This window comes from Luteimonas chenhongjianii, from assembly GCF_002327105.1.
Taxonomy (GTDB): domain Bacteria; phylum Pseudomonadota; class Gammaproteobacteria; order Xanthomonadales; family Xanthomonadaceae; genus Luteimonas; species Luteimonas chenhongjianii.
On record NZ_CP023406.1, the window covers coordinates 3287341 to 3308405 of the forward strand.

At 65.2% G+C, this 21065-nt stretch carries 22 protein-coding genes; 3 read left to right on the forward strand and 19 right to left on the reverse strand.

Features of this window, described 5'->3' with window-relative positions:
- Positions 1–355: 355 nt before the first annotated feature.
- Genes CNR27_RS14795 through CNR27_RS14835 form a run of 9 tightly spaced genes read right to left on the reverse strand, consistent with a single transcriptional unit; the run spans position 356 to position 7812 of the window.
- Positions 356–943 (reverse strand): hypothetical protein, encoded by a 588-nt coding sequence (locus CNR27_RS14795; RefSeq protein ID WP_096299997.1) that lies wholly within the window; start codon positions 941–943, stop codon positions 356–358.
- Positions 943–2019 (reverse strand): hypothetical protein, encoded by a 1077-nt coding sequence (locus CNR27_RS14800; protein ID WP_179948198.1) that lies wholly within the window; start codon positions 2017–2019, stop codon positions 943–945. Before CNR27_RS14800 ends, CNR27_RS14795 begins: the two co-directional genes overlap by 1 nt.
- On the reverse strand, positions 1946–3022 hold the full coding sequence (locus CNR27_RS14805) for a type II secretion system protein GspK (RefSeq protein WP_096300001.1): 1077 nt from the start codon (positions 3020–3022) through the stop codon (positions 1946–1948). The genes CNR27_RS14800 and CNR27_RS14805 overlap by 74 nt, the downstream gene beginning before the upstream one ends.
- A gap of 1 nt (position 3023) precedes the next feature.
- Entirely contained in the window at positions 3024–3602 is a 579-nt protein-coding gene (locus CNR27_RS14810; protein ID WP_096300003.1) for a type II secretion system protein, read from the reverse strand.
- Positions 3602–4033, reverse strand: coding sequence for a prepilin-type N-terminal cleavage/methylation domain-containing protein (locus CNR27_RS14815; protein WP_096300005.1), 432 nt, complete (start codon positions 4031–4033; stop codon positions 3602–3604). The genes CNR27_RS14810 and CNR27_RS14815 overlap by 1 nt, the downstream gene beginning before the upstream one ends.
- A gap of 2 nt (positions 4034–4035) precedes the next feature.
- Positions 4036–4458: a pilus assembly FimT family protein gene (locus CNR27_RS14820; RefSeq protein WP_096300007.1), complete on the reverse strand. Its 423-nt coding sequence runs from the start codon at positions 4456–4458 to the stop codon at positions 4036–4038.
- Entirely contained in the window at positions 4427–4882 is a 456-nt protein-coding gene (gene gspG / locus CNR27_RS14825; RefSeq protein WP_096300009.1) for a type II secretion system major pseudopilin GspG, read from the reverse strand. The genes CNR27_RS14820 and gspG overlap by 32 nt, the downstream gene beginning before the upstream one ends.
- Positions 4883–4901: 19 nt before the next feature.
- On the reverse strand, positions 4902–6098 hold the full coding sequence (locus CNR27_RS14830) for a type II secretion system F family protein (protein ID WP_096300010.1): 1197 nt from the start codon (positions 6096–6098) through the stop codon (positions 4902–4904).
- A 4-nt stretch (positions 6099–6102) separates the two neighbouring features.
- Positions 6103–7812: a GspE/PulE family protein gene (locus tag CNR27_RS14835; RefSeq protein WP_096300726.1), complete on the reverse strand. Its 1710-nt coding sequence runs from the start codon at positions 7810–7812 to the stop codon at positions 6103–6105.
- Positions 7813–8168: 356 nt separating this feature from the next.
- Between CNR27_RS14835 and CNR27_RS14840 the strand changes: the two genes are divergently transcribed.
- Both CNR27_RS14840 and CNR27_RS14845 read left to right on the forward strand, forming a co-directional pair.
- On the forward strand, positions 8169–9578 hold the full coding sequence (locus CNR27_RS14840; RefSeq protein ID WP_096300012.1) for a hypothetical protein: 1410 nt from the start codon (positions 8169–8171) through the stop codon (positions 9576–9578).
- Positions 9579–9840: 262 nt separating this feature from the next.
- On the forward strand, positions 9841–10359 hold the full coding sequence (locus tag CNR27_RS14845) for a hypothetical protein (RefSeq protein ID WP_096300014.1): 519 nt from the start codon (positions 9841–9843) through the stop codon (positions 10357–10359).
- A 163-nt stretch (positions 10360–10522) separates the two neighbouring features.
- Here CNR27_RS14845 and CNR27_RS14850 read toward each other — a convergent pair whose 3' ends face one another.
- From CNR27_RS14850 to CNR27_RS14885, 8 genes are all read right to left on the reverse strand, one after another.
- Positions 10523–11638, reverse strand: coding sequence for a methyltransferase domain-containing protein (locus CNR27_RS14850; protein ID WP_096300016.1), 1116 nt, complete (start codon positions 11636–11638; stop codon positions 10523–10525).
- Positions 11635–12957, reverse strand: coding sequence for an ABC transporter ATP-binding protein (locus CNR27_RS14855; RefSeq protein WP_245815671.1), 1323 nt, complete (start codon positions 12955–12957; stop codon positions 11635–11637). The genes CNR27_RS14850 and CNR27_RS14855 overlap by 4 nt, the downstream gene beginning before the upstream one ends.
- 25 nt (positions 12958–12982) lie before the next feature.
- Entirely contained in the window at positions 12983–13777 is a 795-nt protein-coding gene (locus tag CNR27_RS14860) for an ABC transporter permease (RefSeq protein WP_096300020.1), read from the reverse strand.
- Entirely contained in the window at positions 13778–14959 is a 1182-nt protein-coding gene (locus CNR27_RS14865; RefSeq protein ID WP_096300022.1) for a cystathionine gamma-synthase, read from the reverse strand.
- A 79-nt stretch (positions 14960–15038) separates the two neighbouring features.
- Positions 15039–16415 carry a pyridoxal-phosphate dependent enzyme gene (locus tag CNR27_RS14870; protein WP_096300024.1) on the reverse strand — a complete coding sequence of 459 codons (1377 nt, stop codon included), beginning with the start codon at positions 16413–16415 and terminating at the stop codon, positions 15039–15041.
- A 108-nt stretch (positions 16416–16523) separates the two neighbouring features.
- Complete coding sequence (locus CNR27_RS14875; protein ID WP_096300026.1) at positions 16524–16745, reverse strand: HP1242/YdcH family protein; 222 nt, start codon at positions 16743–16745, stop codon at positions 16524–16526.
- Positions 16746–17181: 436 nt separating this feature from the next.
- Positions 17182–17766 carry a hypothetical protein gene (locus CNR27_RS14880; protein ID WP_157745543.1) on the reverse strand — a complete coding sequence of 195 codons (585 nt, stop codon included), beginning with the start codon at positions 17764–17766 and terminating at the stop codon, positions 17182–17184.
- 5 nt (positions 17767–17771) lie between these two features.
- A complete protein-coding gene (locus CNR27_RS14885; protein ID WP_157745546.1) occupies positions 17772–18152 on the reverse strand; it encodes a DUF4398 domain-containing protein in 381 nt (126 codons plus the stop codon).
- Positions 18153–18245: 93 nt separating this feature from the next.
- On the opposite strand from CNR27_RS14885, the gene CNR27_RS14890 reads away from it, so the two are divergent.
- Complete coding sequence (locus CNR27_RS14890; RefSeq protein ID WP_179948199.1) at positions 18246–19355, forward strand: PilT/PilU family type 4a pilus ATPase; 1110 nt, start codon at positions 18246–18248, stop codon at positions 19353–19355.
- A 6-nt stretch (positions 19356–19361) separates the two neighbouring features.
- On the opposite strand, the gene maiA is transcribed toward CNR27_RS14890, so the two are convergent.
- On the reverse strand, positions 19362–20021 hold the full coding sequence (gene maiA, locus CNR27_RS14895) for a maleylacetoacetate isomerase (RefSeq protein ID WP_096300034.1): 660 nt from the start codon (positions 20019–20021) through the stop codon (positions 19362–19364).
- A gap of 5 nt (positions 20022–20026) precedes the next feature.
- Entirely contained in the window at positions 20027–21019 is a 993-nt protein-coding gene (locus tag CNR27_RS14900) for a fumarylacetoacetate hydrolase family protein (RefSeq protein WP_096300035.1), read from the reverse strand.
- Between the last annotated feature and the right edge of the window lie 46 nt (positions 21020–21065).

Here is a 21065-nt window from a genome sequence, read left to right on the forward strand (position 1 = left end):
AGACGTCAGCAGCGCGCCGTCCGGCAGCGGGCTGTTAAGCGGGATCTGTACGATCTTGCCCTGCTCCCCGGCGACCAAGGCAACTGGCATAGGGTCAGCCATGATACCGGCAAGCTTCCAGGAGGGGGCACCTCGTCGATCTGATCCCCCCTGCGATCTGAACGGCGTTGCCGTGCGTAACTTCTCGAACGCACCTGGCGCGACCCGGTTCAGACTGTCCGGCGGTGGCAGAGTCCACGCGGCATCTCCTGGCGTCCACCCCTGCGCGGAGGGAGGCGGCAATGCGAGTCCGATCGCAAACCCGAGGCCAGCGCCGAGCGCAGCAGCCGATACAAGAGGCCGCGCACGCGCGCCATCAACCAGCTGTCTGATCATCCGGCCTAATCCGATAGAAAAACACCAGGGTGAGCGCAGCGGTCCTCGATTGGCGGTTCATGTACGTCACTGACTCGATTGCGACCAGGTTGCTCCCGGACTCGACCCGCCGGACCAACTGCACCAGCGCAGCTGGCTCGAATCCCCCGCTCAACACCACGGGCACGCGATAGAGGTCTTCCCATCCATCGACGCGTGCAGGCGCTTCGGGCTGGATGCGCATGTTCGCGCCCGCGGAGTCAGCAAGCGCTTTGGCCTGCGCCTGCACAGCGGCTTGCGCCAGCCCGACAGTCTTTGCGACCGGTATCTCGGCATTAAGCCGGCTACGGGCTGCCTCCGCTGCATCAGCTCGACCTAGCCAATGATCCTCGCCCGCAACCGCCTGCATCCGCCACAACTGGTCACGCTTGTCTACATAGCGTTCTGCGACTGCAGCACGCCAATCAAAAAGGGACAACAATGCATAGAAGGCCAGAATCCCGATGATTGCGATCGCCCCAGCGCGGAGCCGCGGATTCGCGCGCAGTTCGCTCCGTATCGGGCCCATCCACCTTGTCATCGCCGTCATCACGGCTGTCCACGCGACGTCAGTGTTGCACGCAGCGTTACCTCATCGGGCGCACGCCCCATTTCTGCAGTGACATCGACGAAGGTGCCCGACGCTTCCCACGACGCCACGATGCGCTCCAGATCAGGACGTTCTAGGCGCATGACGGCCTCCATCGTCTGCGTATCCAGCAACCTCCACTCCAGGAGCTGCCAGCTATCGGTCGGCGTCGCGTCGACCATTGCGGCCCACGTGTTCGTCACGCTGGCGGGCGGTCGTAATGCGAGCAGACGGTTGACCTGGTCAGCATCGCGCTCTGCGCTCTCGCGCGCCTGCATGATCGCCTGAAGCCCCTCGTCCACAGACGTCATCGCCCGGTCGATCGCGGTTTCCTGCGCTTTCAGCCGGATGACGCTCCCCAGCGGCAGTGCGATCGTCAACGCAACCAAGCCAGTGGCGATGGACACGCCCGGTGCCCGCAGACGCGAGCCCAGCTCTTGCAGGGATGCACCACCGCCACCCCACGGTGTTTCAGACAGCGTCGCGGGGTGGGTGCTGACCAACGGAAACATGTCGAAGCCCGCGCCACGGACAAATTCGCCCCATTCGCGGTCTTCCGGGGCGTCCCGCCACCACTCCGAGGCAACCAGCGCGCCTGCGCGCCAAGCACGACCTTCATATCCAGATGAAACAGCGATCAGCTCGACAGCCGGACCTTCGACCGGGGTTCCCCGGAAAAGGCTTTCGGGCACCACGCGGCTCGCCTTCTTCAATTGACCACTGGAGCGCGCGGTCTCGGCAACGAAGGCCCGGTCCCACATCCACACCATGGCCTTTGTGCCGGCGAACTCGAAGTGGCTGCCGCAGTCCTGGAACGGCGTGAGCCGCCGGACCGTCGTTCTGACGAAGCTCTTCCGCTTTGCCAGCGGCACCACCGACAGGTCGAGACAAGTGAAAACGCACAGCTCGCGCCCGACGAGCCACTCTTCCTGACGCCCACGGCTGAGGACCTGCCCGACGCCTTCACTGCCGATCAGCCACCGGCTCGGCAAAAAGCGGTGTCGCTGGCGTGCGAGCCATGCCGACGGGTTCCTCATCTGCTGCGGAAACATAGAGTTCATAGGTTTCATGCCACGGCTGTCCCCCGTCGTCTCGGGGGGTCAGCATCCAGTGCGTTGTGCGGACAGGTCCGCGACCTGGCACCCAGACGGCAAGCGTGCCTGACGCCGAAGGATACAGGCCCACGTAATTCTCGTCTGCCAGCGTAGAACCGGACGTCTGCTGGAAGGCGGACACGCTCAGGAACGGCTGCGAGCGGCGGATGTCGACCACGCGCGCCGCAGTCGCCGCGTCAAGCCCCGGCAGGGTGGCCACAACCTCCGCTGGAGCGGTGTTGACATTGACGAGTATCTGGCGCTGGACCGACAGCGCCCGCAACACCCGCTCGTCAGCCGGATCCAACCGTTCCCGCCAACCGGGAATCCGCCGGAGTTCCAATGGGGTCAGCATCACGCGGTTGGTCGGAGGCGGCAGCCCGGCGTCGAGATAATCTTTGCGCTCAAGGCTGTTGAGCCGCTTGAGCTCGTCGCGATCCTGGTAATCGAGCAACCGATTGCGCAGGGTGACGTAAGGCACGGGATCGGCCGAACCGATTCCGAGGAATCTTTCAAGCAGGATCTGCGGCGCCCAGTTGACCGACAGCCGGCCTGCGTCGTCCTGGATTGCGAAGAACGCGCGTCCTATTCCCCGGTATGGGGTTCCATCGAGCGCCACCTCATTGCCCACCGGCATATAGCTGAAAGGCGACTCGCCCGGCCCTGCGATCGCACGTTCGTCTTCGCTCAGCACCATCTGCCCATCGACGGTAAGGCCGCCAAATGTCACTCGCTGGGTCAGCAGCAAGTACAGCGCGGTGGCACGGGTGGACTCGATATCGACCGATGCGCTCGCTTCGTCCAGTCGCTGCAGCTGGTTGTCGCGAGCGGCCTGAGCGAGCGTCGCCACCGTCGTGGCGAGGATCGTCAGGATCACGAGGATCACGAGCACCAGAACAAGGACAAACCCACCAGCGTCATCCGCCTTGATGCGTTCACGGTCCATGTCAGTCTGTTTCCAGCTCGAAAGCTTCCGCGCGCACGGGCTTTCCGTTCCGGGGCGCCACGGCGAGAGCGGAAACACCCTCTCCGCCGGAAGTCAGAATAATCAAACTCGGCAGTCTGCTCTGCTCTCCCAGGGCCGGCGGCCAGCGATCCGAAGTCGCCCCGTCGTCTCCGGCGTATACGAAACGCGGCTCGGTGACTTCCGCCCAACTCGAATAACGCCACATCTCTTCGCCGTATTCCCGGTAGATCAGCGTGCTGCGGCCATCCTCGCCCATCAGCTCCCATTCCACAGGAACAGGGCCGCCCTGCGCGGACATGGCAGGCGAAAGCGTCACCCCTGCAAGCTTGGTCGAGGTTCCAGTCGGCATTGCGTCCGGTAGCGCGACCATCCCTCTCACCGAGTCCGCAAACCATGTCTGGACCAGAGCTCGACGATCGGTGCCGGCTGAGCTCTCGAACACCCGGCCTTTCGCGATGCGGTACGCGCCAAGCATCTCGAAGGCGAGGGACACGAGGATCGAGACCAGCATCAGGACGACAAGAGCCTCCATGAGCGTAAAACCGGACTCTCTGCGCATCAGTCCTCCTCCAGCGGTTGAAGCTGGCGATGCCCCATCTGGCGCACGGCGAACCGCTCGGTTTCGGTGCCATCAGGTCCGGTCACAATCACCTCGAGTTCGAACAGCGCCACCTGAAAGATGGTGGGCGCGCCAAGCTGAGTCACTGCCGGCCTCGGTCCATCGATCGACCGCGCTTTCCAGGCGTACGTATGCCCATCAACATCGATCGTGCCCGCCTCTTGCGCCATCGGATTGACCTTGCGCAGCACCTCGAGGGCTGAAGCGGTCGCTACCACTCGCTCCTGTGCGCGTGCAGTAGCGTGCAGCGCTTCAAGACTGACGCCCAGCCAGGCATACAGCGACATCGCCCCTATGCTGAAGATCACCAGCGCAACAATCGCTTCGAGAAGCGTGAAACCCGCCTGTCGTCTGTCCGCACGGCCTGGCACGACTAGTCCTCCCAGCGTGCGTCACAGAAAGGCGCATCCACCACGAGTATCCGCCTGGATCGGCCGACGTCGAAGACCAGCCGGGCTTCGGAACACGCGCCGTTCGCCTCGATCCGCAGCGGACGCTCGGCGTCGGCCAGCCATCCCGCGGGAAGCTCGAGCACGTCCCACGGCGCGGGTCGCAACTCGTCAGCTGCGTCGAGTACTACCGGCTTGCCCGCACGGCGCGCCTCGAGCGGCAGCGACCTGACCTTGATGACGATGTCATCAAGCACTGCACGCTGCTGCCAGGCGTCGATCATGCGGATGGCACCCGGCACGGCGATCGCGGCCACCATCCCCAGAATCGCCAGAACAACCAGCAATTCGAGGAGAGTGAACCCGCAATTGAGCCTAGTTCGCCGGCAGATAGCCCACATCCGCATCTAGCCCCTCGCCACCCGGCGCGCCGTCTGCGCCATGCGAGTACAGGGTGAACGGTTGCCCAGCGGCAGGCGTCGGTGAATAGCGGTACGGCCGGCCCCAGGGATCATCCGGCACATCGCCGTCGATATAGGGTCCGGTCCATCGGGATGCTGTCCGTTCATCGGCAGGGCGACGGACGAGCAGCGACAGCCCCTCCTCTTCGTTCGGCAGCCGACCGATGTCCAAGCGCATGGTCTGCAACGCGCCTCCGAGCATCTTGACCTGGGTCGACGCCGCCTGGGCTTTGGCCTTGTCTGCCTGCCCGAACAAGCGGGGACCGACCAGACCCATGATCAGTCCGATGATCACGAGCACGACGATCATTTCCAGAAGAGTGAACCCACGCGTGGTGCGCGGCGGAGCAGACGGAACCTTCGACTTCATAGTTTTCTTTGAACCCCGTTCAGATCGCGAGATCGTTCGCGCTGGTGATTGCGAGGATGATGCCGAGGATGATCGTGCCGATCACGCTCCCGATCATCAGGATCGCCACAGGTTCGATCAGCAACAACAGACGCTTCATGCGGTTCCGGCCCGAATCCTCGTACAGCCTTGCAAGCGATTCGAGCATCTCTGCAAGCTTTCCTGAGCGCTCGCCGACGCGCACCAGATTGTAGCCTGTCGGCGTCAGTGCCTCCTCCATCTCGAGCGCCGACGCAAGTGCGGTCCCGCCCCGGACCGCGCGGGTGACCTCCTGCATGCGCTGGTGACGCGACGGAATCTGTACGCCTCCGGCCGCAAGCTCGAGCGCGCGCATCAGCGGCACCCGGTTGGTGAGCAGGGCGGACATCACGCGCGCCCACCGTGAGGTGTCCGCCTCGACCAGCCAGGCGCCGACGAGAGGCAGCCGCGCAATCGCATCCACCACCTGCGTTCGCACCTTGGGGCGGCGCGCAAGCAAGTAGGCAGCGACCGCCACGGCCGCCACGACGCCGACAAACAGTGCGAAATTCGTCCGCATCCAGACGCCGGTCGCCAGGACTGCCCAAGCGAGAAACGGAAGGGATTCGGCCCGATCGAGCATGCTGGAGAACTTCGGCACTACGAACACGAACATGAGCGTGACGGCGGCTACCCCCGCCAGCACCAGGACTGTCGGATAGACGAGTGCATTGCGGATGTCGTTACGGACGCGCTGCTCGTATTCCATCTGCTGGCCGGCATCGCGGATCGCGCGGCCCAGTTCGCCGGTAAGCTCGCCGGCCCGCACCAGCTGGATCACATATCCCGGCAACGGAAGCCCACTCGCCTCGAGCACCAGCGAGAAGCTCTGCCCGCGCTGCAGTCCACTGGACATGCCGGCGTAGGCGGAGACGATTCTTGGATGGTGCCCCGACATCGCCTGCGATGCGACAGCATCGGCAACAGGGACCCCGGACGTCAGCATCGTGCCGAGTTCCTGCAGCGAGACGATGATGTCGCCGGAACGCAACCTCGTGTTCCGGCGCGCCCGTCCTGGCCGATCGCTTGCCCGGATCGCGACAACCGACAGCCCACGCCCTTCCAGCGACCGTAGCGCCTGCCGCTCGCTTTCGGCCCGGAGATGACCTGTACTGGAACGACCGTCCGTATTGACGGCCTCGTACGCATACAGTCGCATCGGATCAGTGGCCGACCACACGCAGCACTTCTTCCACCGTCGTCAGCCCCTGCCACGCCTTCAACAGTCCGTCGTCCCGGAGGAAACGGTGTCCTTGGCCCTTGGCCAACACTTTCATGTCCTCAACGCTCGCCCCGGAAACGATCAGATGCCGCATCTCGTCGTCGACCGGGATCATCTCGTAGATGCCCAGCCGCCCGCGATAGCCCGTACCCAGGCACTCCGGGCAACCCACGGCCTCGCGGAACGCTGGCGCCAGACCCTCCAGCACGCGTTCGGCATGCCCGGAAACTTCCGCCAGAATTCCTTCCGGGATCGAAGCCGCCGGGCGCGAACAGCTGCACAGGCGGCGTACCAGACGCTGTGCCTGTACGGCGCGAACCGGAGTCGCGACGAGAAAGGGCTCCACACCCATGTCGACCAATCGGGTGAATGCGCTGATCGCGCTGTTGGTGTGAAGGGTCGAGAGCACCAGATGCCCAGTCAGCGCAGCCTGGACCGCGATCTCCGCGGTCTCGAGGTCACGGATCTCGCCGATCATGATGACGTCGGGATCCTGTCGCAGGATCGACCGCAACGCGCTGGCGAATGTCAGGCCGATGTCCGCATGCGCCTGGATCTGGGTGATCGCCGGAAGGCGGAACTCGACCGGATCCTCGACGGTGATGATTTTCTTCAGACCATCGTTCGCCGCGGCGAGGGCCGCGTACAAGGTCGTGGATTTGCCCGAGCCCGTCGGGCCGGTGACCAGCACGATGCCATTGGCCTCCCGGGTCCAGGCTTCCATCAAGGCGAGGTGGTCGCGCTCGAAGCCGAGTCGGGCAAGGCCCAGGTCCTTGCGCTCCTTCGGCAGCAGACGCATCACGATCGACTCGCCGTAGACGCCCGGCAAGGCCGACACACGGATATCCATCTCCTGACCACCGACACGCGTGCTGAGCCTGCCGTCCTGCGGAAGCCGCCGCTCGGCGATGTCCATGCCCGAGATCAGCTTGAGCCTGGAAGCCACAGCGTCGAAGCGCTGCCGCGGAAGACTGAGACGCGCATGCAGGACACCATCGATCCTGAAACGCACCGAGAAGCTGCGCTCCTCCGGCTCGATATGGATGTCCGAGGCCCGCTGCTCGACCGCCTGGGCCATCAGATTGTTCACGAGTTCGACGATAGGCGCTTCCTCGGCCATCTCGCGCAAGCTCGCCGCATCCCCTCCGGCGTCGGCAGCAACACCCCGCCGCGCCAGCCCATCGAGGAGGCGGTCGACGTCCTGCGACCGGGCCAGGCAGTACACCGGCCGGCGACCCGGAAGCGCGTGGCGCATCAGTTCCCGCAGGACCGGATCCAGCGGATCGCGGCTTCCGCAATGCACCTCGCCGTCCACCGACATCCACAGCAGTACGCCGCGATCGACCAGCCAGTCCGCACCTGCGGATACTTGATCGGCCGCCGCAGCAAGCGCGTCATCGTCGGGCAAGGGCAGATCGACACCCAATACAGGCAACTGCAGCTGCTGACCCAGGGCGGCCAGGAGGTTGTCCTCGCTGAGCGCGCCCGTACGGATAAGTACGCTGCCCAACCGGCCGCCGATGCGCCCCTGCAAATCCAGCGCTCGGGCAAGATCCGACTCACCGATGAGACCCTGGGCTATCAGCAGCTCACCCAGCCGTCCGGTCTGGCACGGCAAGGCCGCGGATCGTTGGGGCGCTGCTGTCTCCATCATCTCTCCGGTTTCCGTGGCCGGCGGAGCCTCCACGCGTCTGAATCCTGCGGTCACAAAAAATTCTATCGGGTTGCCACGATCACGTAACCCACAACCGAAACATCATGTTGCAAAAAAACTAAAGTTCCGTTTTCACGCCGCATCCATTGACGCAAGTTAAGCCGTCAGTTAGCTTCACGCCCGCAGTTCGCGGTCCAAGGGGGAGGAGGCTCGGCGTCGCCGGGGTCTTCTTTAACGTGAGACGCGCCAGCCACGGACAGCTTCGTTCATGCAGGGCCCGGTACCAGGCCTGCGGCATGTTCAGGCGCGACTGCGACCACTTATTTCACACAAGTTCCAACAGGAGTTACGACATGTCGAAATACACCAAGAAGACCCTGGCCGTTGCGCTCGTCGCAGCGCTCACCATCCCGGCCGCAGCGTTCGCGTTCCAGCTGCAGACCGACGGCGACCAGACCCCGGAAGCGATCGCCTCGCAGCTGGGTCTCGAAGTCACCATGAGCGAGCCGGTCGAGTTCGTGACGCAGATCCGCGACGTCATCATCGGCCGCACCACCGGCTTCCAGGTGCTGGTCACGCTGGAAGACGGCGCCCAGTTCAATGGCGCGCCCACCCTCACCGCGGGCGACGGCCTGACGGGCGGCTGGGACGTGCAACTTGCCGCCGGCGGCACCGATGGCAGCATCGACGCCCAGTTCACCGTTTCGCCGACCGCGCCGGCCTCGACCGTGTCCGAAGGCGTGATCCTGCAGTTCGCTGAGCTCGCACTGCAGAACGTCCGCACCACTGGCACGACCCGCCTGTCGGTCCAGCTGCGCGACCCGGTCAGCGGCGCCCAGCTGCATGCTGCGACCCGCGAGATCATCTCGCGCAACAACGGCCTTGAGATCAGCTGCGAGCCGACCGTGAACCCGGACCGCATCGACGTGGGCGGCGAAAACCCGAAGGCGCTCTTCGTCGAGTATCAGGGCGCTTCAGGTTATCCGATCGGCGAAGGCAGCCAGACCACCACGGATCTCGGCCAGATCGACTTCGCCGCCACCAGCGGCTTCAGCTTCACTGATGAGACCACGCTGAACTCGCAGATTGCGGGCAACTTCGCCGGCTTCACCAACGTCTTCCTCTCGGTTGACGGCGAAGGCGGCACCTGCTCCAACGAAGTGGCCGCGTATGTGATCAACGATGCCGGCACGCTGGCGACTCTGGAAGACGACGGCGTGTTCGAGGGTGCCGGCGGCACCGCGACGCTCTGCGTCACCGTCGATGGTGAGACCCCGATCGCTGCCCAGACCTTCCAGGTCACGAATGGTGTCGACGGCAACTGGTCGGCCTCCGCCTGCCCGGTCGCCCCGCTGCAGTACAACGGCTCGGTGGTCAAGGTCTATCACGTCAACCCGGCCGGCAACACCACGGCGCAGTCGTTCGTGCGCGTGATGAACCCGTCGTTGAGCGCTGGTCGCGTGACCATCACCGGTATCGACGACGCCGGCAACACGAGCCAGGGCGCGGTCTCCTTCGACCTGCCGTCGCGTGGTTCGATGCAGATCAACTCCGAGGATCTCGAGAACGGCAACGCCGGCAAGGGCCTGACCGGCTCGCTCGGTGACGGCGTTGGCAAGTGGCGCCTCGAAGTGACCGGCGAGTTCCAGGGCATGCTGGTCCAGGGCCTGAACCGCAACACCACCAACGGCACGGTCACCAACCTGACCGACGCCGATGGCGAATTCGAGCAGCGCCTGCTGCACGAAGGCGGCGGCTTCTGATCTTCGATCAGGTTTGAGTGACACGACGGGCGGCCTTCGGGCCGCCCGTTTTTGTTTGCGGAACGTGCGAAAGAGCCAACGCGCGTGATGCGGTATTACCACGAGGGCCAACCCGCAGGCGCGGGTCAATGTCGAAGCCAGTGCACTTTGGGCGTAAACGACGCGCCACATCCTCACCCGCCGGTACTCCCTGACTCAGAACTTTGTTGCGTCGCGCGCCCGCTTTGCTAGGATCGCGAACTCCCTCTTGCGAGTCGCCCTCATGATCCAGCGCCCCTACCCTTTCCTTGTTGCGACAGTCGCTGCGATTGCGCTGGCGGCCTGCTCCCCGGAAGCGCCACCTGCACCGCCGCAGACGGACGACGCCAGGACCGAGACCGAAGCGACGCAGGCGCAACCGGGTGCCAACTCCAGCTGGAGTACCGATCCCGCTGACGATCCCAATGCCTATGTGCCTACCGAGGTCGCTGCCGACGCAGTGCTGGTAGGTAGCTCGCGTGACGCCTCGGGCCGGGCCACCGGCGCCAAGCCGGTATACGCCCAGGGCGATACAGTCCACGCCAGTGCGCCCCTCAAGGGTGCGCAGCCGGGCGCGAAGTTCGACGTCTACTGGACGTTCCAGGATGGACAGACCCACAAGATGGAGTCGAAGACCGGTGCAACGGGCGACTACGTGAGCTTCGAGTTCGCATCTGCCGATGGCATGGTTGCGGGCAACTACAACGTGCAGATCGACGCGAACGGAATCCCGCTCGGCATCGCCGAGTTCCGCGTCGAGTAGGACCGCTCCACGTGCGTGCGTGCGTGCGTGCGTGGAATGCTGCGCGCGGTATGACAGCCGTGCCGGATTTGCTTACCGGTCCGGCCCTCGCGGAGGAGCGCGCCGACGACCCACCCGCGGGTCTGGCGTCATACCCTGCCCGCGCCTCGCCGCACGGCCCGGTTCAGACGCTGCCCGGGTCATCGCCATGACCCATGGGCCCTTGCGGTGAGCTCACCGGAGCCTTGTCCCGCAGCGCTTCCAGTTCCGCGACAAGGGTATCCGCCCAGCGCGATCTGGCATCGAAGGCCTGCACGAGCGCTTCGTAGTCCTGCGTGGCTTTCAGTCGCGCCTGGTCGGCCTCGATCGCCCAGCTCGTACGTTCGTCGAGTTCGGCCTGCAGGGCCGCCAACTGTTCCGCCAGCCTCACCACTTCCTGATCCAGAGCAACGGCCCAGCGGCTCCTTTCCTCGTGTTCCCGCTGCAGCCTGCGATGGGCTCGACCGAGCTCGGAGAACTGGCGGTCGATGTCCGAGGCCCACAGCGCCACGCCCTGATAGCGTGCGTAGAGGTCGACCGCACGGTCCAGATAGACGGAGGGCGGCAGCTCCGGCAGCGTACAGCCCTCGCCCCCGCAGACCGCGACGTAATACATCACGGACTCGAGGTTTGCAGATTCGAAACGCAGGCTCGCGCCTTCCCCACGGGTGACGGCCTGGTAGACCTGCTCGCCCGCCGAATCCGGGAGGATGAAGGAGCCCGTGGCCAGCCGCTGTCCATACAGGCGTATTGCGCCGAACTGCGATTCGAGCAGTCCGACGAACTCCGACAGATCGAGTTCCTTGACGTGGAATTCGTTCCGGTAATTCCGTGCGTCGGAGTAGACAGGGCGGTTTGGCGAGGAGATCACGAGCACGCCGTCTGCCCTCAGCACCCGACGCAGCTCCGCGATCATGGTGGTCTGTTCGGCCAGATGCTCGATGGTTTCGTACGAGACCACCACATCGAAGGATGCATCCGGGAAGGGGATCGCAGTTGCGCTGCCCTGCTGGAACACCAGATTGGACACGCTCGCGTACGCCTGCCTGGCATGTTCGATTGCGTCCCCGGACAGGTCGACGCCTACGACCTCGCTGGCCTCGGCGGCCAGCAGCGCCGCGCCGTAGCCCTCGCCGCAGGCGACGTCGAGCACACGTCGCCCCTTTACCAGTGAACGGCACCAGCCGTAGCGATGCCAGTGCTCGTAGGCGATCTCACCGTCTTCGGAGGGAACGAAGCGCTCGCCGGTGAACTCGATCATGTCAGTGCCACTTCCGCGTCGATGGCGAGCATAGGGAGGCCGACCAGGCCGTGCCGCATGGTTTCGTCGAGCGCCCGGAACTCCAGCGCGTCGTGGACCCAGTGCTGCTGGGTGTGTTCGTCCTGGTCCCCCGAGGCCACGGCTGCATCGATCATGTAGGACCCCGAGGGCATGAACGGCATCCGGAAGGTGAAGGCTGCGCGAAGCGTCTCACCCGCGTTGCCGGACAGGGGGGCATCACGATATGCCAGGAACGTATTGTCCCCGAACAGGCGTTGCCCGAGCCTGTCCTTGACGTAGAAGCCGACGATCAGTTGCTGCAAGGGCTCGCGCAGTTTCGCGGTCACGACGAGTCGGACGACTTCGCCGCCTTCGAACACCGAGATCCGTGCGCCTTCTTCGTTCTCCAGCGCCACGGACTCGATCCGGGCCGCCTGCGCGCCGAACTCGGTACCCACCTGCTCGGGGTCGAACTCGAACAGTGCGAACCGGTTGCGGACTCCGACCTCCCGGAAAAGTTCGGCCCGCACGTCCATATCGGGCCGGACCTCGCGGCGCTTGCGCTCGACCCTCACCTCCGCGCCCGCACCCTGCCGCGACACGGCATGCTGCTCGGCCATGTAGGCTTCCATCACGTCCTGGGCGGCGCCCTGCATCCGGATACGCCCTGCGTCGAGCCAGATTGCGCGACGACACAGGTTCACGACCGCAGCTGCGTCGTGACTGACGAAAAGCAGCGTTCCCCTCTGCTGGAAGCGCCGCAGGAAACGCATGCACTTCTGCGCGAAAAATGCGTCTCCCACCGAGAGTGCTTCGTCGATGATCAGCACGTCCGCGTCCACGTGGGCAACGACCGCGAATGCGAGCCGCACGGCCATGCCACTTGAATAGCTGCGTACCGGCTGGTCGATGAAATCGCCGATCTCGGCGAATGCGAGGATGTCGTCAATGCGCGCGGCGACCTGCTCGCGCGTCAACCCGAGAATGGCCGCGTTGAGGTAGACGTTTTCGCGCCCGGTGAAGTCCGGATCGAACCCGCTCCCCAACTCGAGCAGGGCCGCCACCTTGCCCCCCACCCGTACCGCGCCCCGCGTCGGGGACAGGGTGCCGGCGATGATCTGGAGCAGCGTGGATTTGCCGGACCCGTTTCTTCCTATGATGCCAACGGTCTCCCCACGGCGGATCTCGAGGTCGACCGCGTGCAGTGCCGTGAACTCGTCCTTGCCTTCACTCGTCCGCCCCGACAACGCCTGCCACAGCCGCCGCGAGGGGCGATCGTAGCGGCGGTAGGATTTGCATACGCCGGTCGCCGAGATCATCAGGTCGGCTTGGCCTAGAACAGTGTCAGAGCACATCGGCGAAGCCCGTTTGCAATCGACGGAACACCCCATATGCGACCGCTGTGAACCCGCAGGCTACTGCGGAATACCAAGACAGGGCGCTCCAGTCGGGGAGCCTGCCCCAGATCACCACGTCCCGCACCTGATCGATGATCAATGTCAGCGGGTTCAGCTCGAAAACGATCCGGTACGACTCGGGGATGGACTCGAGCGGAACGATTGCCGACGAAAGAAACAGCATGGCGGTGGCCGCGACGCCTGCAACCTGGCCGATGTCGCGCAGGTAGACACCGAGCGCGGATACCATCCATACAACGCCTACAGACAGCACAATGAGCGGGATCAGCACGATCGGCAGCAGCAATGCGGTCGCGTGAACCTGGCCGCTCCACCAGGCGTTGAGCAACAGCAGGACCAGGAGATTCATCATCAGATGAAACGTTGCGGCCAACACCGTGGTCCAGCCGAAGATCTCGATCGGGAACACCACGCGCTTGACATACGCACTTCTTCCCACGATGAGCAACGGAGCGCGGACAAGGCATTCGGCAAAGAACGCGTGCACCGTCAGCCCGGCAAACAGGATGAGTGCGAATTCGATCGTTGATCCGCTTGTGCCAGGCCAGCGGCTTTTCAGAATGAAACCGAAGGCAAGCGTATAGACCAGCAGCAAGAGGAAGGGACTGATCAGCGACCACAGCATGCCGAAGCTGGCGCCTCGATAACGCCCCTGGATGTCACGCCTCGTCAGTTCGAACGCGAGTACCCGGTGACGGCCAAACGCGGAGAGGATCGCCATTCAACGATCCGTCTGCAGGGCGCGCTCGAGATCCGCGCGCAGGTCCTCGAACCCCTCGACACCCACGCTCAATCGCACCAGATCATCCGCTATCCCGAGCGTCGCGCGCCGCTCCACCGGCACCGACGCATGCGTCATCACCGCGGGGTGGTTCACCAGGCTCTCCACGCCACCCAGCGACTCGGCCAGGGTGAACAGCTCGGTGCGCTCGCAGAAGCGCTTGGCCGCTTCGAATCCACCCTTGATGCGCACCGAGATGATGCCGCCGAAGCCGTCCATCTGGCGTTTGGCAAGCGCATGCTGGGGGTGCGACGCGAGGCCGGGGTAGATCACCTGCTCGACTGCGGCATGACCATCGAGGAATTCGGCCAGCGCCTGCGCATTCTCGCAGTGGGCCTTCATTCGCAGGTGCAGGGTCTTCAGGCCACGCAGCGCGAGGAAGCTGTCGAACGGTCCCTGCACTGCACCGGCTGAGTTCTGCAGGAACGCCAACTGCTCGCCGAGTTCGGCGTTGTCGCCGACCACGAGCATGCCGCCGACCATGTCGGAGTGCCCGTTGAGGTACTTGGTCGCCGAGTGCATGACGATGTCGGCGCCGTGCTCGATCGGGCGCTGCAGGATCGGCGAGGCGAAGGTGTTGTCGACCACGACGATCAGGCCGCGCGCATGCGCGATGTCGGCAATCGCCCGGATGTCGACGATCTTGAGCATCGGATTGGTCGGCGTCTCGATCCAGACCAGCTTCGTCTTCGGCGTGATCGCAGCCTCGAAGGCGGCCGGATCGGTCATGTCGACATAGCTGAAGGAGAGGCCGGCGCTGCGCGTGCGCACGCGCTCGAACAGGCGGTAGCTGCCGCCGTAGAGGTCATCCATCGCGATGACGTGGTCGCCGCTGTCGAGCAGTTCGAGCAGGGTCGCCGTCGCGGCCATGCCGGAGGCGAATGCGAAGCCGCGGGTACCGCCTTCCAGACCCGCCACGCAGCGCTCGTAGGCGAAGCGCGTGGGGTTGTGGGTGCGCGAGTACTCGAAGCCCTGGTGTTCGCCAGGGCTGGATTGCGCGTAGGTCGAGGTCGCGTAGATCGGCGGCATCACCGCGCCGGTCGACGGATCGGGCGACTGCCCGGCATGGATCGCCAGGGTAGCGAGCGCGAAATCGCGGCGCTCGGAATTGGAATCGGACATGGGGGCTTCCTGGAAAGACGGGGGATTCTAGTCGACTGGACTGAACGGCCAGCTCAAGACCGGGACGCGGCCACGCTGCTTACTGCACCCGCCGGCGCAGATAGTTCAGCAGATCGATCCGGGTGATCAGCCCAAGGAACTCCTCGCCCTCGGTCACGATGGCCACCTGCCCTCGGTCGAATACCGGCAGCAATGCCTCCACCGGCGATTTCACGTCGAGGAAGTCGAGCTTGCTGACCATCGCGGACGCCACCGGCTCGCGGAAGCGGGCTTCGTCGCCATAGACGTGCAGCAACACGTCGCTTTCGTCGAGGATGCCCACGATGCGGTCGCCTTCCATGACCGGCAGCTGGGAGATCTCGTAAAGCTTCATGCGCTGGTAGGCGGTGACCAGCAGGTCGGTCGGCGCCAGCACGACGGTGTCGCGCTGCGAATACGGGCGCAGGATCAGATCGCGCAGGTCGCCATGCGTCTCACGCTCCAGGAAGCCGTTGTCGAGCATCCAGTAGTCGTTGTAGAGCTTGCTCAGGTACTTGTTTCCGGTATCGCAAACGAACACCAGCACCTTCTTCGGCGTGGTCTGCGCGCGGCAGTACTTGAGCGCCGCGGCCAGCAGTGTGCCGGTCGACGAGCCGCCGAGGATGCCTTCAGTGCGCAGCAGTTCGCGCGCGGCGAGGAAGCTTTCCTGGTCGCTGATCGCATACGCCTGCTTGACCCGCGAGAAGTCGGAGATGCCCGGCAGGAAGTCCTCGCCGATGCCCTCGACCATCCAGCTGCCCGACTTGTCGTTGAGCACGCCGTCATTGATGTATTCGGCGAGGATCGAGCCGACCGGGTCGGCCAGCACCAGCTCCACGTCCGGCGCATCCTTGGCGAAGCAGCGCGACAGGCCGGTCATCGTGCCCGAGCTGCCGCAGCCGAAGACGATCGCATCCAGCCCGCCCACCTCGGCCATCTGCCGCAGGATCTCCGGGCCGGTCCCGTGCTCGTGCGCGGCCGGGTTGTCGGGATTGCCGAACTGGTTGATGAAGTAGGCGCCCGGGGTCTCGCGCGCGATGCGCTCGGCGAGGTCCTGGTAGTACTCGGGGTGCCCCTTGGCGACGTCGGAGCGGGTCAGCACGACCTCCGCACCCATCGCCTTGAGATTGAAGATCTTCTCGCGGCTCATCTTGTCGGGCACGACGAGGATCAATTTGTAGCCCTTCTGCTGGGCCACCAGCGCCAGGCCGATACCGGTATTGCCGGCCGTGCCCTCCACCAGGGTCGCGCCGGGGGCGATGTCGCCGCGTGCTTCGGCGGCCTCGATCATGCGCAGGCCGATGCGGTCCTTGATGGACCCACCCGGATTCTGGCTCTCGAGCTTGAAATAGAGTTCGCAGGGGCCCGCGTCGAGGCGGCGCGCACGCACGATGGGCGTGTCGGCGATCAGGTCGAGGACGGAGTCGGCGATCGGCATTGCAGGTCCGGGTTGCAGCGAGACAGACGCCGATTATCGCATCCGCGGACAACATCCGCGGGCGGTGGCGACCGACGAGGATGGCCGCCACCGCCCGCGACAGAACCGCTAGTGTTTCTGCATATGGTCGTACATCTGGGTCAGGCGATCCTTCGCGGCGAGCTTCTCGCGCTTCATCTGCGACAGCGTGGTTTCATCGACCGGCAGCACGCCGAGCTCCGCGTTCAGCACCTTCTGGTCGAGTTCCTTGTGCCGGTAGTAGAGCTGCCTGAACTCGACGTTTCCTTTCATGATCTCTTCGAGTTCGGTCTGCGATTGCGCTTCGAACATGGAATCCTCCTGACTGGAAATGCAAACGCCCCGATCGGCGACGATCGGGGCGCTACTGGAACAGCCTCCAAGCTCCTGCGGCGAAGGATCCGCTCACGCCGCCCTTGCCGTCTTCAGCGCTGGATACATGGACCACGTGGGGGATCGTCTCGGTCATCGGCCTGGTTGGTTGCCCGGGAGGCGAAAGTGGAGTGCCACCCGGTCAATCGACCCTACTCCACGCATCGGGGGGCGACAAGGCCGTGAACATAGATCGGCGCGGCGGGGTGTCAGGACACGCATCCTCAAACCGCGCCACAACGGCATCCGCTGCGAAATCTACGCCAAGTCATTGATTCTAGATGGATTAAGAATGACGACTTCTTAACGTAACTCTCGCCAAGGCCCCGCACCTCTCGCCAGGCCATTCGACCCGGCGAAACGGTCGGCTGCCGCCTCAGGGCTGTTCGAGGCTCTTGAGCAGTTCCGCCTCGCGGCGCTTGAGCTCCGCCTCGCGCTGGCGTGCCGCGCGCAACTTGGCCGCCTCGCCGCTGGCGACGCCCTGCAGCACGGTTTCGGCCTGCTGACGGGCGGTGCCCTCTTCTTCCGCGGCCAGACGCAGGCGCGCGGTCTCTTCGGCCTGGATCTGCGCCTGGATCCGTAGGCGCTCGGCTTCCTGGCGCGCGCGCACAGCGTCCTGCCGGCTCGCTTCGACGATCAACGCGCTGCGCTCGCGTTCGAGCTCGGCGAGTTCGCGGCGCGAGACTTCGGTACGCGCTGCCAGTTCGGCAGTTTCCACGCGCCAGGCCGCGATCTGCAGCGCGGACGCGCGCTGGCTGCTGCGCGAACCCGCCAGGGCCGCGAGGGACTGGCGTGCCTGCAGGCGTTCATAGGCAGCAGTTCCGGCGGTTTCCGGGTTGCTGTCGAGGGCCTGGAGCCGCTGCTGCAATGCAGCGCCTTCGCCTTCCAGCGGGGCCTGGGCCTGCACGGCGAGGGGGACAAGCAGGGCCAGCACGAGCCCGTATCCAATGTTCAATCGCATGACGTTCATTCCTCCACCCGCAGCTGTTGGCGCAGGTCGGTGATCTCGGCACGGCGCGCCGCGAGCTCCGAGTCGGTCGCGGCCTGGCGGGCTCGCGCATGTGCCAGATCGGCCAGGGCGCTGGCCGACAGCGCCAGCGTGCGCGCTTCGTCACTGCGCTGATTGGCCATCGCGGCCTGGGCCTGCTCCAGCGCGCGGCGCGCCTGCTGGAGGTCCTGCGGCGCGTACTGGTCGGCGTCTGCATCGCCGGCTCGTGCGACCGACAGCTGGGCGGCGGCGAGTTCCTCGGTCGGCGGCGGGGTGCTCGCGCACGCGGCGAGCGCCAGGGCGCTGGCGAGCACTGCGCACCGCAGCAGCGGGCGGATATATGCGAAGCTTGTATTCATCGAAACATCGTGCCCGGAAGGGTTGTTCCGGGTCATTGTCGTCAGCCGCAATCGGATGCGCAACGCAGACCGGGCGCCAGTGGGGGGGTGTACATGGATATCGGCTACTTTTTGAAGCTGATGAGCGAGAAGAAAGCGTCCGACATGTTCCTGAGCACCGGCGCACCGGTGTACATCAAGATCGAGGGCAAGCTGTATCCGCTGGGCAGCACCGGCCTGCCACCGGGCATGGTCCGCAAGATCGCCTATTCACTGATGGACGAGGGACAGGCCCAGCAGTTCGAGCGCGATCTCGAGCTCAACATGGCCTATTCGCTGCAGGACGCCGGGCGTTTCCGCGTCAACGTGTTCAAGCAGCGCGGCGAAACCAGCATGGTGATCCGTGCGATCCGCAGCAACATCCCGAGCATCGAGGAGCTGCAGCTGCCGCAGGTACTCAAGGACATCATCATGGCGCCGCGCGGGCTGGTGCTGATCGTCGGCTCCACCGGTTCGGGCAAGTCGACCACGCTCGCCTCGATGATCGACCACCGCAACGCCAGCACCTCGGGCCATATCCTCACGATCGAGGATCCGATCGAGTACCTGCACCGGCACAAGCGCTCGCTGGTCAACCAGCGCGAGGTGGGACTGGACACGCTGACCTTCCACAACGCGCTCAAGAACGCGATGCGCGAGGCGCCGGACGTGATCCTGATCGGCGAGATCCTCGACGCGACCACGATGGAGGCTGCGATCTCCTTCGCCGAGACCGGCCACATCTGTCTGGCGACGCTGCACTCCAACAACGCCGACCAGACCATCGAGCGCATCCTCAATTTCTTCCCCGAGGCCGCGCACAAGAACGTCCTGATGAACCTGGCGCTGAACCTGCGCGCGGTAGTCTCGCAGCGCCTGGTGGAAGGTATCGACGGCCGCCGGATCCCCGCCACCGAGGTGCTGATCAATACACCGATGATCCGTGACCTGCTCCGCCGCGGCCAGGTCCACGAGATCAAGCAGGCGATGGAGGATTCACTCGAGGAAGGCGTCGAATCCTTCGACCAGTGTCTGTTCCGGCTGTACAAGGAAGGCCGCATCGAGCGCGAGACGGCGCTGCGCGCCGCCGATTCGCGCGATGGACTGGATCTGAAGTTCCGCCTGTCGGAAGGCGGCACCGGCAGCCACGACCCCTATGCGGACGTGTTCGCCACCGAACAATGAAGCAGCTCAGGCAGGCGGCGCGTCCGCCTGCCGCTCGGGCGCTGCGGCCGCGAAAGCCGGCAGGGCGACGCAGGCCGCTTCGATGCGGCGGATTGTCGGATACGGCTCGAGATCCACTCCGAACCGGCGTGCGTTGTAGAGCTGCGGCACCAGCGCGCAATCGGCCAGCGATGGCGTGCTTCCGACGCAGAACTCTCCAGCGCCGTGCGCCACGAGCAGGGCCTCGAACGCGGCAAGGCCATCGCCGACCCAGCGTGCGATCCAGCGCGTGCGTGCATCCGAAGGAAGCTGCAGCGTGTGCTCGAGGTACTGCAGCACACGCAGGTTGCCGAGCGGATGGATATCACAGGCGACCAGCTGGGCGAGCGCGCGCGCGCGTGCGCGGGACAGCGGATTCCCCGGCAACAGCGGCACTTCCGGAAAGGTCTCGTCGAGATATTCGATGATCGCCAGCGACTGGGTCAGAACCGCATCACCGTGCTGCAGCGTCGGCACCAGCTGCTGCGGGTTTCGCCGAGTGAACTCGGGCGTGCGCTGCTCCCCACCCTCTCGCACCAGATGCACCGGCACACTCTCATAGGCGAGCCCCTTGAGATGCAGGGCGATGCGCACGCGCCAGGCCGCGCTGGAGCGCCAGTAGGTATGCAGCGTCAGCGCGGCAGACATCGCGTTTACGCCGGCGGCGCCTGGCGCTCGATCACCTGCTCGATCGCGCCGAAGATGCTGCGGCCCTGGGCGTCGAGCATCTCGATCCGCACGGTGTCGCCGAAAGCCATGAACGGTGTTTTTGCCGCGCCGTGCTCGAGCGTCTCGACGGTGCGCTTCTCGGCAAAGCAAGACGCCCCCTTGGAGGTGTCCTCATTGGCGATCGTGCCCGAACCGACGATCGTGCCCGCGCTGAGGGGCCGGGTCTTCGCGGCATGCGCGACGAGCTGCGAGAAATCGAACTGCATGTCGACGCCCGCCTCGGGCGCGCCGAACCATTCGCCATTGACGTGGGTCAGCAGCGGCAGGTGCAGCTTGTTGTCGCGCCAGGCATCGCCGAGCTCGTCCGGCGTCACGAATACCGGGCTCAGCGCCGAACGCGGCTTGGACTGCAGGAAGCCGAAGCCCTTGGCGAGCTCGCCCGGAATCAGGTTGCGCAGGCTGACGTCGTTGACCAGACCGACGAGCTGGATGTGGGCAGCGGCCTGTTCCGGCGTGACCGCCATCGGCACGTCGTCGGTGATCACGACGATCTCGGCCTCGAGATCGATGCCATATTCCTCGCTGACCACCTTGACCGTGTCCCGCGGCCCGTAGAAACCGGCGCCGGTGGCCTGGTACATCAACGGATCGGTGTAGAAACTCGCCGGCACCTCGGCGCCGCGGGCGCGGCGCACGCGCTCGACATGCGGCAGGTACGCGCTGCCGTCGACGAACTCGTAGGCGCGGGGCAGCGGCGCCGCCATGCGCGCCACATCGAGGTCGAACACGCCGTCGGCGTCGCCGGCATTGAGCGACTCGTAGAGGGCATTGAGTCGCGGCGCGGCATTCGACCAGTCGTCGAGGGCCTGCTGCAGCGTCGCCGCGATACCGGTCGCGCGAACGGCGCTGGCGAGGTCGCGCGAGACGACGATCAGGGTGCCGTCACGCCCCCCTTCCTTCAAAGAACCCAGCTTCATGGCCACTCCGGTTGCATCGGCTATCTGTTGCGATTGTAACCAAGGC

What these genes read in the sequence shown, in the direction of transcription:
- maiA (WP_096300034.1), bottom strand. Translation starts at nt 20,021, where the DNA reads ATGTCTGCCGCGCTGACGCTGCATACCTACTGGCGCTCCAGCGCGGCC.
- CNR27_RS14885 (WP_157745546.1), bottom strand. Translation starts at nt 18,152, where the DNA reads ATGAATACAAGCTTCGCATATATCCGCCCGCTGCTGCGGTGCGCAGTG.
- CNR27_RS14805 (WP_096300001.1), bottom strand. Translation starts at nt 3,022, where the DNA reads ATGGACCGTGAACGCATCAAGGCGGATGACGCTGGTGGGTTTGTCCTT.
- CNR27_RS14830 (WP_096300010.1), bottom strand. Translation starts at nt 6,098, where the DNA reads ATGCGACTGTATGCGTACGAGGCCGTCAATACGGACGGTCGTTCCAGT.
- CNR27_RS14855 (WP_245815671.1), bottom strand. Translation starts at nt 12,957, where the DNA reads ATGATCTCGGCGACCGGCGTATGCAAATCCTACCGCCGCTACGATCGC.
- CNR27_RS14840 (WP_096300012.1), top strand. Translation starts at nt 8,169, where the DNA reads ATGTCGAAATACACCAAGAAGACCCTGGCCGTTGCGCTCGTCGCAGCG.
- CNR27_RS14890 (WP_179948199.1), top strand. Translation starts at nt 18,246, where the DNA reads ATGGATATCGGCTACTTTTTGAAGCTGATGAGCGAGAAGAAAGCGTCC.
- CNR27_RS14820 (WP_096300007.1), bottom strand. Translation starts at nt 4,458, where the DNA reads ATGCGGATGTGGGCTATCTGCCGGCGAACTAGGCTCAATTGCGGGTTC.
- CNR27_RS14835 (WP_096300726.1), bottom strand. Translation starts at nt 7,812, where the DNA reads ATGGAGACAGCAGCGCCCCAACGATCCGCGGCCTTGCCGTGCCAGACC.
- CNR27_RS14880 (WP_157745543.1), bottom strand. Translation starts at nt 17,766, where the DNA reads ATGCGATTGAACATTGGATACGGGCTCGTGCTGGCCCTGCTTGTCCCC.
- CNR27_RS14850 (WP_096300016.1), bottom strand. Translation starts at nt 11,638, where the DNA reads ATGATCGAGTTCACCGGCGAGCGCTTCGTTCCCTCCGAAGACGGTGAG.
- CNR27_RS14795 (WP_096299997.1), bottom strand. Translation starts at nt 943, where the DNA reads ATGACGGCGATGACAAGGTGGATGGGCCCGATACGGAGCGAACTGCGC.
- CNR27_RS14800 (WP_179948198.1), bottom strand. Translation starts at nt 2,019, where the DNA reads ATGAGGAACCCGTCGGCATGGCTCGCACGCCAGCGACACCGCTTTTTG.
- CNR27_RS14870 (WP_096300024.1), bottom strand. Translation starts at nt 16,415, where the DNA reads ATGCCGATCGCCGACTCCGTCCTCGACCTGATCGCCGACACGCCCATC.
- CNR27_RS14900 (WP_096300035.1), bottom strand. Translation starts at nt 21,019, where the DNA reads ATGAAGCTGGGTTCTTTGAAGGAAGGGGGGCGTGACGGCACCCTGATC.
- CNR27_RS14875 (WP_096300026.1), bottom strand. Translation starts at nt 16,745, where the DNA reads ATGTTCGAAGCGCAATCGCAGACCGAACTCGAAGAGATCATGAAAGGA.
- CNR27_RS14810 (WP_096300003.1), bottom strand. Translation starts at nt 3,602, where the DNA reads ATGCGCAGAGAGTCCGGTTTTACGCTCATGGAGGCTCTTGTCGTCCTG.
- CNR27_RS14860 (WP_096300020.1), bottom strand. Translation starts at nt 13,777, where the DNA reads ATGGCGATCCTCTCCGCGTTTGGCCGTCACCGGGTACTCGCGTTCGAA.
- gspG (WP_096300009.1), bottom strand. Translation starts at nt 4,882, where the DNA reads ATGAAGTCGAAGGTTCCGTCTGCTCCGCCGCGCACCACGCGTGGGTTC.
- CNR27_RS14845 (WP_096300014.1), top strand. Translation starts at nt 9,841, where the DNA reads ATGATCCAGCGCCCCTACCCTTTCCTTGTTGCGACAGTCGCTGCGATT.
- CNR27_RS14865 (WP_096300022.1), bottom strand. Translation starts at nt 14,959, where the DNA reads ATGTCCGATTCCAATTCCGAGCGCCGCGATTTCGCGCTCGCTACCCTG.